Genomic DNA, 13,939 nt, shown 5'->3' on the forward strand with positions numbered 1-13,939 from the left:
CGCTCCGAGGGCGGGCTCGGGACGCCGAAGACGGGGAGCAGCCGGGACGGGCCGCGCCGCAGGGCCGACGGGGGCAGCAGCGACAGCGGGTCCAGGTACTCCTCGCCGCGGCGCAGGCCCCAGTGCAGACACCCCTGCGGGCAGTGCGAGGGGCCTTCCGTCAGGACGGCGACCACTTGACCGGCGGTCACCTCGGTGCCCGGGCGGATCACGGGCCGGACCGGCTCGTACGTGGTGCGCAGGGGAGGCTCGCCGGTGCCCGTCAGCGTGATCGACAGGACCCCGCGCCCCGCCACCGGCCCCGCGAAAGACACCCGGCCCGGAGCCGCAGCCCGGATCTCCGTACCCGGTGGCGCCACCAGATCCACCCCGCGGTGGCCCCGCCCGTACGGAGTGGCCGGTGGCTCCCAGCCCCGCGCCACCGCAGGGCGCGGCGGGCCCACCGGCCAGACCCCTGCCCATGCCACCCCTCCAAGGAGCAACACCAGCAGCGAAGCCGCCAGCGCGATCGTCACGACTCGTACGCGATTCATGGCACAGACCGTCCCGCATCCCGCCCCGACCGCGCTGATCATGGTCCGGATCTGTGGACAACCGGCCAGTTGTGGACAGCGCCGTCACCCGGCACCGCGCCGGTCCCGTACACTTCTTCTGGCGATCCGGGTCACCGGGTCGACTTCGCACGCCCCGCCACCACCCTCATCCTCGGTCGGTGGCCGCGCTCCTCGGTCCCTTGTGGCACGGCGCGTCGGGGCGTCAGGACATAACCGAGAAACTCAAGGAGATACGGCCATGGCCGTCGTCACGATGCGGGAGCTGCTGGAGAGCGGCGTCCACTTCGGTCACCAGACCCGTCGCTGGAACCCGAAGATGAAGCGCTTCATCTTCACCGAGCGCAACGGCATCTACATCATCGACCTGCTCCAGTCGCTGTCGTACATCGACCGCGCCTACGAGTTCGTCAAGGAGACCGTCGCGCACGGCGGCTCCATCATGTTCGTCGGCACCAAGAAGCAGGCGCAGGAGGCCATCGCCGAGCAGGCGACCCGCGTCGGCATGCCCTACGTCAACCAGCGCTGGCTCGGCGGCATGCTCACCAACTTCTCCACCGTCTACAAGCGCCTTCAGCGTCTGAAGGAGCTCGAGGCGATCGACTTCGAGGACGTGGCCGCCTCCGGCCTCACCAAGAAGGAGCTCCTGGTCCTCTCCCGCGAGAAGGCCAAGCTGGAGAAGACCCTCGGTGGTATCCGCGAGATGCAGAAGGTGCCGAGCGCCGTCTGGATCGTCGACACCAAGAAGGAGCACATCGCCGTCGGTGAGGCGCGCAAGCTCCACATCCCGGTCGTCGCGATCCTCGACACCAACTGCGACCCCGACGAGGTCGACTACAAGATCCCGGGCAACGACGACGCGATCCGCTCCGTCACGCTGCTCACCCGTGTGATCGCCGACGCCGTCGCCGAGGGCCTCATCGCCCGTTCCGGCGTCGCCACCGGTGACTCGAAGCCGGGCGACAAGGCCGCGGGCGAGCCGCTGGCCGAGTGGGAGCGCGACCTGCTCGAGGGCGAGAAGAAGGCCGACGAGACCCCGGCCGCCGAGGCCGAGAAGCCGGCCGAGGCCGCTGCCGAGGCCCCGGCCGCGGACGCCGAGCAGGCCTGACACCACAGGTTCGGATGCTGACGGCGGGGGCCCATGAAGCCCCCGCCGTCGACCCGTAGATCGTTCGACTCTTCGACTTCAGAGAGATTCACAGACATGGCGAACTACACCGCCGCTGACGTTAAGAAGCTCCGCGAGCTCACCGGCGCGGGCATGATGGACTGCAAGAAGGCGCTCGACGAGGCCGACGGCAACGTCGACAAGGCCGTCGAGGCGCTGCGCATCAAGGGCCAGAAGGGCGTCGCCAAGCGCGAGGGCCGTTCCGCCGAGAACGGTGCCGTCGTCTCCCTGATCGCCGACGACAACACCTCCGGTGTCATCCTCGAGCTGAAGTGCGAGACGGACTTCGTCGCCAAGGGCGAGAAGTTCCAGGCCGTTGCCAACGCGCTCGCGGCCCACGTCGCCGCGACGAACCCGGCCGACATCGAGGCGCTGCTCGCCTCCGAGATCGAGCCCGGCAAGTCCGTCCAGGCGTACGTCGACGAGGCCAACGCCAACCTCGGCGAGAAGATCGTCCTGGACCGCTTCGCGCAGTTCTCCGGCGCTTACGTCACGGCGTACATGCACCGCACCATGCCCGACCTGCCCCCGCAGATCGGTGTTCTCGTCGAGCTCGACAAGCCGGTCGCGGAGATCGCCAAGGGCGTCGCGCAGCACATCGCCGCCTTCGCGCCGAAGTACCTCTCCCGCGAGGACGTCCCGGCCGAGGTCGTCGAGTCCGAGCGTCGTGTCGCCGAGGAGACCACGCGCGCCGAGGGCAAGCCCGAGGCCGCTCTCCCGAAGATCGTCGAGGGTCGCGTCAACGGCTTCTTCAAGGAGGCCACCCTCCTCGGTCAGCCGTACGCGCTCGACAACAAGAAGTCCGTCCAGCAGATCCTGGACGAGGCCGGTGTCAGCCTGAAGCGCTTCTCGCGCATCAAGGTCGGCATCTGAGCCGGTACGCGATCGACACGGGAGCCCGCTAGGGTTTCTCAGCAGTCGTCGGCCGCGTAGACGCCGGACGACCGCAGATCTGACGAGGAGGCCATTGCCGCAGGGACACCAGCACCCACCGGCAATGGCCTTCTTCGTATGTGCACGAGGAGATCTCCATGAACAAGGGCGCGGACGCCAATCTGGGCGCCGACGACAATAGCGACCACACCGGCAAGAAGGCCGGCCGCTTCATGCTGAAGCTGTCCGGAGAAGCGTTCTCCGGCGGCACCGGCTTGGGCGTCGACCCCGACGTCGTACACGCCATCGCACGGGAGATCGCCGCGGTCGTCCGTGACGGCGCAGAGATCGCGATCGTCATCGGCGGTGGCAACTTCTTCCGCGGCGCCGAGCTCCAGGTGCGCGGCATGGACCGGGCACGCTCCGACTACATGGGCATGCTCGGCACGGTCATGAACTGCCTCGCGCTCCAGGACTTCCTGGAGAAGGAAGGCATCGACTCCCGCGTCCAGACCGCCATCACCATGGGCCAGGTCGCGGAGCCGTACATTCCGCTGCGTGCCGTGCGCCATCTGGAGAAGGGCCGCGTCGTCATCTTCGGTGCCGGTATGGGCATGCCCTACTTCTCCACCGACACCACCGCGGCCCAGCGCGCCCTGGAGATCGACGCCGAGGCCCTGCTCATGGGCAAGAACGGTGTCGACGGGGTCTACGACTCCGACCCGAAGGCCAATCCGGACGCCGTGAAGTTCGATGCGCTGGAGTACGGCGAGGTGCTCACCCGCAACCTCAAGGTCGCCGACGCCACCGCCATCACCCTCTGCCGCGACAACGATCTGCCCATCCTCGTCTTCGAACTGCTTGCCCCGGGCAATATCGCGCGGGCGGTCCGGGGTGAGAAGATCGGCACGCTCGTGAGCGACCAGGGCACCCGGGGCTGACCCGGGGGCACCGCCCCGTGAGGGGATGGACAAAGCCCTGCCGGTCGGACACCGTGCAGGGGAAGACGCGCCGCCAAGTTTCGCCGGCCGTACTCGTAACGCGGACAAGTCACGCGTACACGCCGGGCCTACTCAAGACACGCAGGAGCAAGTGGTGATCGAAGAGACCCTCCTCGAGGCCGAGGAGAAGATGGAGAAGGCCGTCGTGGTCGCCAAGGAGGACTTCGCCGCGATCCGCACCGGGCGTGCGCACCCGGCGATGTTCAACAAGATCGTGGCCGACTACTACGGTGCGCTGACGCCGATCAACCAGCTGGCCTCGTTCTCGGTGCCCGAGCCGCGGATGGCCGTGGTGACCCCGTTCGACAAGAGCGCGCTGCGCAACATTGAGCAGGCGATCCGGGACTCGGACCTGGGCGTCAACCCGAGCAACGACGGCAACATCATCCGGGTGGTGTTCCCCGAGCTGACCGAGGAGCGTCGCAAGGAGTACATCAAGGTCGCCAAGGGCAAGGCCGAGGACGCCAAGATCTCGATCCGCTCCGTGCGCCGCAAGGCCAAGGAAGCCATCGACAAGCTGATCAAGGACGGCGAGGTCGGCGAGGACGAGGGCCGCCGTGCGGAGAAGGAGCTCGACGACACCACCGCGAAGTACGTGGCGCAGGTGGACGAGCTGCTGAAGCACAAGGAAGCCGAGCTGCTCGAGGTCTGATGAACGACTCTTCCTGGGGGGCCCCGACGCGCGCCGGCTACTGGGGCCCGCCCGACCAGGGGGCTGCCCCGGCGGGTCCCGCTTACGATGAGCATGTCGCCCAGCAGACTCGGCCCATGCCCATCGTGCCCGGCGATCCCGACGCAGGTAGAGACGCAGAAGACCGCGATGACCGGGACCGGGGGGCTGCTCGGCCGAGTGGCCCCCTGTTCCGCGACGAGATGCCGCAGGAGCCCATGTCCACCCCTCCGCCGCCTGCGGCTCCCCAGCCCTCGCAGCCGCCGCCGAAGAAGCGCGCCGGCCGCGATCTGCGTGCTGCCATAGGGGTCGGCGTGGGGCTCGGCGCGGTGATCATCGCGTCGCTGTTCATCGTCAAGGCCGTGTTCGTCGGGGTGATCGCCGTCGCCGTCGTCGTCGGCCTGTGGGAGCTCACCTCCCGCCTCCAGGAGCGCAAGGGGATCAAGGCGCCTCTGGTGCCGCTCGCGGTGGGCGGAGCGGCGATGGTCGTGGCCGGCTATGTGCGGGGCGCGGAGGGTGCGTGGGTCGCCATGGCGCTCACCGCACTGGCCGTACTGGTCTGGCGGATGACCGAACCTCCCGAGGGCTATCTCAAGGACGTCACGGCGGGTGTTTTCGCCGCGTTCTACGTGCCGTTCCTCGCCACGTTCGTCGCGATGATGCTCACCGCCGGCGACGGGCCGCAGCGGGTCTTCACCTTCCTGCTGCTGACCGTGGTCAGCGACACCGGCGCCTACGCGATCGGCTGGCGCTTCGGCAAGCACAAGCTCGCGCCGCGCATCAGTCCCGGGAAGACCCGTGAGGGCCTGATCGGAGCGGTGTCGTTCGGCATGGCGGCGGGCGCGGTCTGCATGCCGCTCCTCATCGACGGCGGCACCTGGTGGCAGGGCCTGCTGCTCGGCCTCGCGGTCGCGGCCAGTGCCACCCTGGGTGACCTGGGCGAGTCGATGATCAAGCGGGACCTCGGCATCAAGGACATGGGCACGCTGCTGCCGGGCCACGGCGGCATCATGGACCGGCTGGATTCGCTGCTGCCGACCGCGCCGGTGGTCTGGTTGCTGTTCGTCGTGTTCGTCGGGACCGGCTGACGAGCCGTCCTGCGTGCTGGGCCATGCGGGACCCGGCTGATCTGGGCTTTCCTGGTCGAGGGGCTCGCTGTCCACAGGACGCGAGCCCCTCTCCGTATCTCTGCGACATCTCTGTCTCTGCGACATCTCTGCGATCTGCTTCGGGCGGGCTTTCTCCCAGGAAGAACGTCCCGCGGCGCGATCAGCCCACGTCGTACTCGTGCGATCGCCCGCCCTGCCATTCCACCCAGTGCGGATCGTCCAGCAACTCCCAGGCGTCCGGCAGGCCTGCGCGTCGCAGGAACTCGACCAGGTCGGCGTCGCTGCGGGCCAGGCCTGCGACCTGGGTGCGGATCTCCACCCGGCGGCCGCCGGTGCCCGCTGCGCGATGCACGACGATCGGTGCGGTGCCCATGGCTCCAGGCTGCGCCGGTTCGCGGTTCACAGCACACCGAGGTCGGTGTCGGGCCGGCAGTACGGGCAGGCTGCGATGCCGTCCTCAGTGATTGCGCGGAGGGCCTGCTCGCGTGCCAGTGGCTTCGTGTGGTTTCCGGCCATGCCGCAGTGGCTCGTGTGGACGGCGTCGGGGGTGGGCTTGCCGCCTGACCGTCGCCTCGCGAGTTTCCACCCGGGTTGAGGCGGCGGCAGCGTCCGCGCCGCGCGTGCAGCGGCTACTTCCTGCCGCTCCAGATCCGCGATGGTCTCGTCAGTGCGGCGCAGCTGCCAGACCAGCCACTCGCGGACATTGCGCAGGCGCTCCAGGCGGGACACTTTCTCGGACACAAGTTCGATTCTAGATCCAGGGTGGGTCCTGGAGACAGCGCCCTGCCGGAACGGGGGAGGACCAGTGATGCCCACCCCTGACATCAACGGCAGCGGGTCACCGGATTCCGTCTGCGACACTGGATGAACCATGCCCAAGCCCGGAGAACTCACTTTCGTCGCCCCGCGCGGAGCCAAGAAGCCCCCGCGGCACCTCGCCGACCTCACACCCGCCGAGCGCAAGGAAGCCGTCGCCGCGATCGGCGAGAAGCCGTTCCGCGCCAAGCAGCTGTCGCAGCACTACTTTGCGAGGTACGCCCACGACCCCGCCCAGTGGACCGACATCCCCGCCGCCGCGCGCGAGCGGCTCGCCTCGGAGCTGCTGCCCGATCTGATGTCCGTCGTCCGGCACATCTCCTGTGACGACGACACGACGCGTAAGACGCTGTGGCGGCTGCATGACGGGACGCTCGTCGAGTCGGTCCTGATGCGCTACCCGGACCGGGTCACGATGTGCATCTCCTCGCAGGCCGGGTGCGGTATGAACTGCCCGTTCTGCGCCACCGGCCAGGCCGGGCTCGACCGCAATCTGTCCACCGCGGAGATCGTGCACCAGATCGTCGACGGTATGCGGGCCCTGCGCGACGGAGAGGTGCCCGGAGGACCGGCCCGCCTCAGCAACATCGTGTTCATGGGTATGGGCGAGCCGCTCGCCAACTACAAGCGGGTCGTCGGAGCCATCCGCCGCCTCACCGACCCCGAGCCGGACGGCCTCGGCATCTCGCAGCGCGGGATCACCGTCTCCACCGTCGGCCTGGTCCCGGCGATGCAGCGGTTCGCCGACGAGGGCTTCAAATGCCGACTCGCCGTCTCGCTGCACGCGCCGGACGACGAGCTGCGCGACACCCTCGTCCCGGTCAACACGCGCTGGAAGGTGCGGGAGGTGCTGGACGCCGCCTGGGAGTACGCGGAGAAGTCCGGTCGCCGCATCTCCATCGAGTACGCCCTGATCCGTGACATCAACGACCAGGCGTGGCGTGGTGACCTGCTCGGCAGGCTGCTCAAGGGCAAGCGGGTGCATGTCAATCTCATCCCGCTCAACCCGACGCCGGGGTCGAAGTGGACGGCCTCCCGCCCCGAGGACGAGAAGGCGTTCGTCGAGGCGATCGCCGCCCATGGGGTGCCCGTGACCGTCCGTGACACCCGGGGCCAGGAGATCGACGGGGCGTGCGGGCAGCTCGCCGCCTCCGAGCGCTAAGGCCTGTCCGGAAGGGGCCGTATCCGGAACGGCCCCAGGTCGCCGGAACCGCCCAGGTATCCGGAAGGGCCCGTGAAATGGGCCCATGTAATCTGGGCTCGAACATTTGCATATTCCGACAGGGGAGCGCCACAGCGCTGAGAGTGCGGTGTCCGTCAGACCGCAGACCCTCTGAACCTCGCCCGGGTCATTCCGGGTAGGAAGTTCGGACGAGACTCAAGCTGTTGCGCCCTGCCCGGCTCCTGATCCAGGGATCAGAGGACCGGGCAGGGCCGCGTCTCTTCCTGGTCAAACCCAGGAGGAATCTCAGTGAGCACCACCAAGAAGGCCACGGTCATCGCGCTGGCCGCGGCCCTGGGCGTCAGCACGCTCGCGGCCTGCGGAGGGGAGTCCGAGGACACGTCCGCCGGCCCGGGATCCCGCAGCGGCTCCAAGACCGTGACGCTCGTCAGCCACGACTCCTTCACCGCTTCTCCCGCGGTGCTCAAGGAGTTCACCCGGCAGACCGGCTACACGGTCAAGGTGCTGAAGAGCGGTGACGCCGTCGAGGCGCTCAACAAGGAGATCCTCACCAAGGGCTCTCCGCAGGGCGACGTGTTCTTCGGCGTCGACAACACCACGCTGTCCCGGGCACTCGACAACGACCTCTTCACGCCGTACGAGGCCAAGGGCCTGGACCGGATCCCCGAGGCCGTGCAGCTCGACAGGGACGAGCACCGGGTCACTCCCATCGACACCGGCGACATCTGCGTCAACTACGACAAGAAGTACTTCGCCGACAAGAAGCTCGCGCCGCCGCAGACCCTCGACGACCTGGCGAAGCCCGCCTACAAGAACCTCCTCGTCGTCGAGAACGCCGAGCGCTCCTCGCCCGGTCTCGGCTTCCTCCTCGGCACCGCCGCCGTGTACGGGGACCAGGGCTGGCAGGACTACTGGAAGAAGCTGAAGGCGAACGGCGTGAAGGTCGTCGACAGCTGGGAACTCGCCTACAACCAGGAGTTCTCCGGCTCCGCCGGCGGCAAGGCGGCCAAGGGTGACCGGCCGCTCGTCGTCTCGTACGCCTCCAGCCCGCCGGTCGAGGTGCTCTTCGCCAAGCCGCAGCCCAAGGAGGCGCCGACCGGAGTCTCCACCGGCACCTGCTTCCGCCAGACCGAGGCCGCCGGCCTTCTCAAGGGCGCGAAGAACGAGGCCGGGGGCAAGGCCCTGCTGGACTTCCTCATCAGCAAGAAGTTCCAGGAGGACATGCCGCTCAACATGTTCGTGAACCCGGTGACCGACGACGCCAAGCTGCCGCCGCTGTTCACCGAGTTCGGTGAGGTGATCGCCAAGCCGCAGACCATGGCGCCGGAGAAGATCGCCGACAACCGTGACCAGTGGATCCAGTCGTGGTCCTCGCTCGTCCTGAAGTAGGCGAACCACCGAGCGGGAAGGTACCCCCGCGCGGGAACGCATCCCCGCGCGGGAGTGCGTCACTGCGCGGGAACGCGACGCGGCTCGCTCTGATGGCCGTGCCCGTCGCGTTCTTCGCCGTCTTCTTCGCCTACCCCGTGACCGCGATCGTCGGCCGCGGGCTCCAGGCGCAGGGCGTCTGGCAGTTCGGCCGTATCGGCGATGTGCTCGGCCGGCCGGACATTCTGGAAGTCCTCTGGTTCACCGCGTGGCAGGCGCTCGCCTCCACCGGGCTCACGCTGCTGATCGCGATCCCCGGCGCGTATGTCTTCGCCCGCTTCGACTTTCCCGGGAAGCAGCTGCTCCGCGCGATCGTCACCGTGCCGTTCGTCCTGCCGACCGTCGTCGTCGGCACCGCGTTCCTGGCCCTGCTCGGCCGCGGCGGGCTGCTCGACGAACGGTGGGGCGTGCGCCTCGACACGACCGTCTGGGCGATCCTCCTCGCCCATGTCTTCTTCAACTACGCCGTCGTCGTACGGACCGTGGGCGGTCTGTGGTCACAGCTCGACCCGCGCCAGGAGGAGGCGGCACGGGTCCTCGGAGCAAGCCGCCTCGCGGCCTGGCGGCGCGTCACCCTCCCCGCGCTGACCCCGGCCGTGGCCGCCGCGGCGCTGATGGTCTTCCTCTTCACCTTCACCTCCTTCGGTGTCGTACAGATCCTCGGCGGACCGGCGTACGCCACGCTGGAAGTGGAGATCTACCGGCAGACGGCGCAGGTCCTGGACCTGTCGACGGCCGCCGTGCTGACCCTGGTGCAGTTCGCGGCGGTCGGCGCGATCCTCGCCGTGCACGCCTGGACGGTACGGCGGCGGGAGACGGCGCTGCGGCTCGTCGATCCGGCACGCACGGCGCACCGGCCGCGCGGCGCCGGTCAGTGGGCGCTGCTCGCCGGAGTCCTGATGACGGTCGCTCTGCTGATCCTCGCGCCGCTCGGCGTGCTGATCGAGCGCTCGTTCGACGGGCCCGGCGGGCACGGCTTCGACTTCTACCAGGTACTACGGTCCACGGAGGCGAGCGGCGGCACCTTCCTCGTACCGCCGCTGGAGGCCGTGTGGAACTCCCTCCAGTACGCGCTCGCCGCCACCGCCATCGCCCTGCTGATCGGCGGTCTCGCGGCCGCGGCACTCACCCGGAAGGCGGGCCGGCTGGTCCGGGGCTTCGACGCGCTGCTGATGCTGCCCCTCGGGGTCTCCGCCGTCACCGTCGGCTTCGGCTTCCTGATCACCCTCGACGAGCCACCGCTCGACCTGCGCACCACCTGGATCCTGGTACCGCTGGCCCAGGCCCTGGTGGGCGTGCCGTTCGTGGTGCGGACCATGCTGCCGGTGCTGCGGGCCGTCGACGTGCGGCTGCGTGAAGCGGCGGCCGTCCTCGGCGCCTCGCCGCTGCGAGCCTGGCGCGAGGTCGATCTGCCGATGGTGCGCCGGGCTCTGCTCGTCGCCGCGGGCTTCGCCTTCGCCGTCTCGCTCGGCGAGTTCGGCGCGACGGTCTTCATCGCCCGGCCCGACAACCCGACGCTGCCGGTCGCCGTGGCCCGGCTCCTCGGCCGGCCGGGCGAACTCAACTACGGGCAGGCGATGGCTCTTTCGACCATCCTCATGCTGGTCTGCGCGGCGGCGCTGCTGCTGCTCGACCGGCTCCGTCCCGACCGTTCCCCGGAGGAGTTCTGATGCTGGCACTCGAGGAGGCGACCGTACGGTTCGGGCGGCGGGCCGTGCTCGACGCGGTGGACCTGGAGGTCGCCGACCGCGAGATCGTGTGCGTCCTGGGACCCAGCGGCAGCGGCAAGTCCACCCTGCTGCGGGCCGTCGCCGGACTGCAGCCCCTGGACGGCGGCCGCATCCTGCTCGGCGGCTCCGACCAGGCCGGGGTGCCGGTGCACCGGCGCGGAGTCGGCCTGATGTTCCAGGACCATCAGCTCTTCCCGCAGCGCGACGTCGGCGGCAATGTCGCGTTCGGCCTGCGCATGCACGGCGTGTCCAGGGACGAACAACGGCGCCGCGTGGCGGAGTTGCTCGAACTCGTCGGGCTCCCGGGCGCCGGAGAACGTGCCGTCGCCGCACTGTCCGGCGGTGAGCAGCAGCGCGTCGCCCTCGCCCGGGCACTCGCGCCACGGCCCAGGCTGCTGATGCTCGACGAGCCGCTCGGCCAGCTCGACCGTACCCTCCGGGAACGGCTCGTCGTCGAACTCCGCGGGCTCTTCGGCCAGCTGGGTACGACCGTGCTCGCCGTCACCCATGACCAGGGCGAGGCCTTCGCGCTCGCCGACCGGGTCGTCGTCATGCGGGACGGGCGCATCGCCCAGAGCGGCACACCGCGCGAGGTGTGGCAGCGACCCGCCTCCGAGTTCGTCGCCCGCTTCCTCGGCTTCGACAACGTGGTGCCCGCGACGGTGGCCGGCGAGGCCGCCGACACGGTGTGGGGCAGGATCCCCGTCCCCGCCGGCTCCGCGCAGGGTGCCTGCCGGCTGCTGGTCCGTCCCGCCGCGGTACGGCTCGGAGCGGCGGACGACGGGCTGCCCTGCGTGGTCGAGTCGCTCACCTTCCGGGGGCACCACGTGGCGGTACGGCTGCGGCCCTCCGATGGCCCGCCCCTGGAGGCGGAGTGCGGCCTGAAGGACGCGCCCGAGGTGGGCGCGGCGGTCGGTGTCGCCTTCGCCGCGGAGGACGTGGTGGTCCTCGAGCCGGTCGACGGTGCCGCCGAGTAACCCCGTGCGTCCCGTCCTCGAACTCCCCCTACGCCCTGCGGCGTGGGGGGGGATCCCCGGACGGGCTCGACGGGCCGCCGCCGCTGCTGGGTCAGCCGGGGTGTCCGTCCGTCTCACACGCCGGACAGGTTCGAGAGTTGCTCCGAGCGCCGGGGCTCCGCAGGCTCCGGGACCGCATCGGCGCCGTGGCCCTCCGGTTCGCCGAACCACGCCACCGCCACCGCGCCCGACACGGCGAGCACGAACCCGACGATCGCCGCCCACGCGAACCCGGGACGCGAGGCGTCCCCCAGCCACAGCACACCGATCATGCCCGGCAGCACGGTCTCGCCGACCACCAGCGCCGCCGTGGCGCCGTTGACCGAGCCGATCTGCAGGGCGACCGTGTGCAGATACATCCCGCCGATACCGGCGACGAGGATCGCGTAGAGCGCCGGGTCGGACAGCAGGGCGCCCGGATCGAACGGATCGATGCCGTTCAGTACGCGCACCCCGACCCCCAGCTCGCCGAACCCGAGCCCGGACAGCAGACCGGCCAGGATCGCCGCGCGCGCCCCCAGGAGGCGTACGACGACGGTGCCGCCCACCATCAGCAGCAGCGAAATCGCCAGCAGCCACCAGTGCGTGGCGATCGGCGTGTGCCCGCTGCCCTCGGGACCCGCCGCCGTCGCCAGCAGCACCAGGGCGGAGCAGACCACGGCGATCGACGTCCACTCGGCGCGGTTGAGCCGGATCCCGAGCAGCTTGACGCTCAGCACTGCCGTGATCACCAGGTTGGCGCTGATCACGGTCTGCGACAGGAACAGCGGCAGCAGCCGCGCCGCCAGCGCGCCCAGCCCGAACCCGACGAAGTCGAGGATCGTGCCGACGATGAATTCCCAGGTCATCGCCGCCTTGGCGGTCGAGGAAAGACTCGGCCCGCCGTGCTGTGTGACACCGGCGATGGCCTCCCGGCGGGCGGACTTGCGCGATCCCACGGCCTGCAGGACCGAGCCCGTGCCGTAACAGATCGACGCCGCCACCGCGGTCAGCAGTCCTATGAGCACCGAGAGCTCCGTTCACGTATGGGTCGGTGTGGGTCGGTCCCGTTCGTTCCGACTGCCAGACGTGAGTTTCGGTGCGGAAGTTGCTTTTCCCTCGCAGACGATCTTGCGGACAACCTCTCGGACGACCACGTGGATGACCTCGCGGATCGCGGACGACCACGTGGATGACCTCGCGGATCGCGGATGTCCTCGCGGACGACCTCGCGGACGACTCGCGGACGGCGGCCGCTCAGACAGCCGGCGGTGCGGCCTCCGTCAGGCGCGCCAGCGCCTCCGGCACCTCGTCCACCGACTCCACCAGGGCGATCCGGGACTCCATGGACCGGTCCGCGGCCAGCGACTGCAGAAGCGGCCAGGCCGGGAGCTTCTCCGTCCAGTGGGACTGGTTCACCAGGACCATGGGGGTGGGTTCGCCACGGGACTCGTAGTAGTTCGGAGTCGTGTTGTCGAAGATCTCCTGGACCGTGCCGGCCGCGCCGGGGAGGAAGACGACGCCCGCGTTGCAGCGAGCGAGGAGACCGTCCTCGCGGGTGGCGTTGGCGAAGTACTTGGCGATGTGGCCGGCGAAGGGGTTCGGCGGCTCATGGCCGTAGAACCAGGTCGGGATGCCGACCGAGTCGCCGCCGCGCGGCCAGCGCGAACGGACCTCGAAGGCCACGGAGGCCCAGTCGGTGACCGACGGGGTGAACGACGGGGCCTTGGCGAGGAGTTCGAGAGCCTCGTCGAGCATTTCGTCGGCGTGCGGCGCGGCGTACGCGCCGAGGTTCGCCGCCTCCATGGCGCCAGGCCCGCCGCCCGTGGCGACGATCAGCCCGGTACGGGCCAGTTCGCGGCCGAGCCGGGCGGCGCCGGCGTACGCGTCCGTGCCGCGGCTCATCGCGTGGCCGCCCATCACGCCGACCACGCGTACCCCGTTGAGGAGTTCGTCCAGGGCGTCCGAAACGGCGTCGTCGTGAAGGGACCGGAGCATCGAGGCGTAGATGTCGCGGTCGGCCTTGGTCTCCTGGAACCACTCGTACGTGAGCGCGTCCCGGGTGATCTCGTAGCCCCCCTCGGCGAGACCCTCGAACAACTCGTCGGGCGAGTACAGGAGTCCGCGGTACGGATCGAACGGCAGATCCGGTATGGGCGGGAAGACCAGCGCTCCGTCCGCGCGGACCTTGGCTTCGGCGTCGGGCTCCATACGGCAGCCGAGGAACATCGTGCCGGTGGTGTCCGCGGCGAGCAGCGCGAAGGTGCGCGCGGTCAGGTCGACGGCCTGGACACGGTGTCCCGCGAGGCTGCCGCGCCGCGCGACGACCTGGTCGAACTCCTCGATCGTCTCGATCTCGCGGTCGTCGTCGTAGGACGACCCCAGCCTCGGCCTGTCTCCCTGCACCATGCGCCA

General features: G+C 69.8%; 13 protein-coding genes and 1 pseudogene. 9 read left to right on the forward strand and 5 right to left on the reverse strand.

What is annotated here, in order from left to right:
- Nucleotides 1–146 precede the first annotated feature (146 nt).
- Nucleotides 147–575 (reverse strand): annotated as a pseudogene (locus tag AC0699_RS15525) (peptidoglycan DD-metalloendopeptidase family protein); the annotation flags it as partial.
- 217 nt (nt 576–792) lie between these two features.
- Between AC0699_RS15525 and rpsB the strand changes: the two are divergent.
- The 5 genes from rpsB to AC0699_RS15550 all read left to right on the forward strand — a co-directional run bounded on the left by rpsB (nt 793) and on the right by AC0699_RS15550 (nt 5,351).
- Nucleotides 793–1,659: a 30S ribosomal protein S2 gene (gene rpsB / locus AC0699_RS15530; RefSeq protein WP_469770369.1), complete on the forward strand. Its 867-nt coding sequence runs from the start codon at nt 793–795 to the stop codon at nt 1,657–1,659.
- Between the two features lie 96 nt (nt 1,660–1,755).
- Nucleotides 1,756–2,592, forward strand: coding sequence for a translation elongation factor Ts (tsf, locus tag AC0699_RS15535; protein ID WP_469770368.1), 837 nt, complete (start codon nt 1,756–1,758; stop codon nt 2,590–2,592).
- 158 nt (nt 2,593–2,750) lie between these two features.
- Nucleotides 2,751–3,533 carry a UMP kinase gene (gene pyrH / locus AC0699_RS15540; RefSeq protein ID WP_478660086.1) on the forward strand — a complete coding sequence of 261 codons (783 nt, stop codon included), beginning with the start codon at nt 2,751–2,753 and terminating at the stop codon, nt 3,531–3,533.
- Between the two features lie 154 nt (nt 3,534–3,687).
- The gene (frr, locus tag AC0699_RS15545; protein ID WP_478660088.1) at nt 3,688–4,245 is read left to right on the forward strand and encodes a ribosome recycling factor; all 558 of its coding nucleotides are present in this window, start codon (nt 3,688–3,690) and stop codon (nt 4,243–4,245) included.
- Nucleotides 4,245–5,351: a phosphatidate cytidylyltransferase gene (locus AC0699_RS15550; RefSeq protein WP_478660090.1), complete on the forward strand. Its 1,107-nt coding sequence runs from the start codon at nt 4,245–4,247 to the stop codon at nt 5,349–5,351. Before frr ends, AC0699_RS15550 begins: the two co-directional genes overlap by 1 nt.
- A 181-nt stretch (nt 5,352–5,532) precedes the next feature.
- Here the strand turns inward: AC0699_RS15550 and AC0699_RS15555 are convergent, their stop codons facing one another.
- On the reverse strand, nt 5,533–5,745 hold the full coding sequence (locus tag AC0699_RS15555; protein WP_478660092.1) for a hypothetical protein: 213 nt from the start codon (nt 5,743–5,745) through the stop codon (nt 5,533–5,535).
- A 26-nt stretch (nt 5,746–5,771) separates the two neighbouring features.
- A complete protein-coding gene (locus AC0699_RS15560; RefSeq protein WP_478660094.1) occupies nt 5,772–6,113 on the reverse strand; it encodes a DUF6233 domain-containing protein in 342 nt (113 codons plus the stop codon).
- Between the two features lie 130 nt (nt 6,114–6,243).
- Here AC0699_RS15560 and rlmN point away from each other — a divergent pair, with 130 nt between their 5' ends.
- From rlmN to AC0699_RS15580, 4 genes are all read left to right on the forward strand, one after another.
- The gene (gene rlmN, locus AC0699_RS15565; RefSeq protein ID WP_453659102.1) at nt 6,244–7,350 is read left to right on the forward strand and encodes a dual-specificity RNA methyltransferase RlmN; all 1,107 of its coding nucleotides are present in this window, start codon (nt 6,244–6,246) and stop codon (nt 7,348–7,350) included.
- A gap of 309 nt (nt 7,351–7,659) precedes the next feature.
- Nucleotides 7,660–8,760 carry a thiamine ABC transporter substrate-binding protein gene (locus tag AC0699_RS15570; RefSeq protein ID WP_478660096.1) on the forward strand — a complete coding sequence of 367 codons (1,101 nt, stop codon included), beginning with the start codon at nt 7,660–7,662 and terminating at the stop codon, nt 8,758–8,760.
- 92 nt (nt 8,761–8,852) lie between these two features.
- Nucleotides 8,853–10,469 carry an ABC transporter permease gene (locus AC0699_RS15575; protein WP_478660098.1) on the forward strand — a complete coding sequence of 539 codons (1,617 nt, stop codon included), beginning with the start codon at nt 8,853–8,855 and terminating at the stop codon, nt 10,467–10,469.
- On the forward strand, nt 10,469–11,506 hold the full coding sequence (locus tag AC0699_RS15580) for an ABC transporter ATP-binding protein (protein ID WP_478660100.1): 1,038 nt from the start codon (nt 10,469–10,471) through the stop codon (nt 11,504–11,506). Before AC0699_RS15575 ends, AC0699_RS15580 begins: the two co-directional genes overlap by 1 nt.
- A 113-nt stretch (nt 11,507–11,619) precedes the next feature.
- On the opposite strand, the gene AC0699_RS15585 is transcribed toward AC0699_RS15580, so the two are convergent.
- Both AC0699_RS15585 and AC0699_RS15590 read right to left on the reverse strand, forming a co-directional pair.
- The gene (locus tag AC0699_RS15585) at nt 11,620–12,552 is read right to left on the reverse strand and encodes a DMT family protein (RefSeq protein WP_478660102.1); all 933 of its coding nucleotides are present in this window, start codon (nt 12,550–12,552) and stop codon (nt 11,620–11,622) included.
- A gap of 229 nt (nt 12,553–12,781) precedes the next feature.
- Nucleotides 12,782–13,933: an LOG family protein gene (locus AC0699_RS15590; RefSeq protein WP_478660104.1), complete on the reverse strand. Its 1,152-nt coding sequence runs from the start codon at nt 13,931–13,933 to the stop codon at nt 12,782–12,784.
- Nucleotides 13,934–13,939 lie beyond the last annotated feature (6 nt).

The organism is Streptomyces sp. NPDC043870, from assembly GCF_056435785.1.